The sequence below is a fragment of the Peribacillus sp. P4_C12 genome (assembly GCF_056402095.1).
The window spans coordinates 1-1,317 of sequence record NZ_JBFUIB010000812.1 but is presented as its reverse complement, the minus strand read 5'-3'; the positions used below and the strand labels follow the sequence as shown (position 1 = coordinate 1,317).

Genomic DNA, 1,317 nt, shown 5'->3' with positions numbered 1-1,317 from the left:
TTGTAGGGTACTATTTAATTGATAACCAACGGAAAAGTCTAGCTATTAGTGCAAGTGCAGCTTTAATGATTATTACAATGCTGTATCCTTTTCTTAATATTATATCGCTTTTTCTATTGTTACGACTTTTCCATGGCGCAGCGTGGGGGGTATCAACCACAGCCAATAGTACAATAGTAGTCGATTTAATTCCTAAGACACGGTTAGGAGAAGGAATGGGGTATTTCTCTATTTCAACAACGGTCGGGGCTATCATTGCACCGAGTATAGGTATCCTTATCTATGACTCTTTTTCCTTCGATATTTTAATTTGGTCATCAGTAGTTCTCTGCCTATTGGCAGTAATTGCGCTTCAATTTGTATATTCACCTACTACTGTAAAGCGTGAGAAGCAACCATTTCGATTTTTGGATATGATTTTTGAAAAAGACGTATGGTTCCCAGCGTTACTGACGGTTATTACAACACTTGGTTTTGGAGCGATTATTACATTTTTAGTTCTTTTTGGGAAACAAAAGGGATTAGATCATATTTTTCTATTCTTCCTTATCAATGCAACAGTAGCAACTTTACTACGTCCGTTTACCGGAAAATGGTATGACAAAAAAGGACCTTGGTCTATCATCATTATATCAGCTGTGTTAGGATTTTTGTCACTTGTTATGCTGTCTTATGCGACAAATGATCTTCATCTTATTATTGCTGCGATTTTATTTGGGGCGGGTTATGGAACTGTTATGCCATGTTTACAAACATGGACGGTTCAAAAGGTAAGTGAAGAAAAAAGTGGCGCAGCCAACGCAACCTTTTTTTCCAGTTTTGACGTTGGTGTTGGAGTTAGCGCCTTTGTATTAGGTATTTTAGCTGAATGGATTAGTTTAGAGATGATCTTCCGGGTTGTTAGTCTAAGTTTTATTGTTGTTGCTGTTTTAGTCTATAAGGATTTTTTAAATGGTAAGAAAAGGTATAAAAATATATAAATCGATCTAAAACAATCCACCTCTATTAACATAGAGGTGGATTGTTTTGCATAAAAAGTCGATTATAAACTACATAGGTGACAAGAAACATATATATGAATATTTATAAAAATGATGTAGACTTTCTTACTATAAGTTCAATAGGAAGGTTAATACTTACTGGATCAGACGTTCCATGTTCAATTATATTTAAAATAGTTTGAGCTGAAAGGACTCCTTTATTAAATACATTCTGGCTAATTGTCGTCAAACTGGGTATTGAATAACGACTAATTACTAGATCATCAAATCCAACGATAGAATAATCTTTTGGAACCTTCTTTCCATGTTCTAGTAG

General features: G+C 34.7%; 2 protein-coding genes. One reads left to right on the top strand and one right to left on the bottom strand.

All coding sequences use genetic code 11. The features are described from left to right. Positions 1-980: MFS transporter (locus AC1DUW_RS29225; protein ID WP_477644240.1), on the top strand; the 980-nt coding region annotated here is incomplete at its 5' end. Between the two features lie 103 nt (positions 981-1,083). Here AC1DUW_RS29225 and AC1DUW_RS29220 read toward each other — a convergent pair. After that, on the bottom strand, positions 1,084-1,317 hold a 234-nt coding region (locus AC1DUW_RS29220), incomplete at its 5' end, for a substrate-binding domain-containing protein (RefSeq protein WP_477644239.1).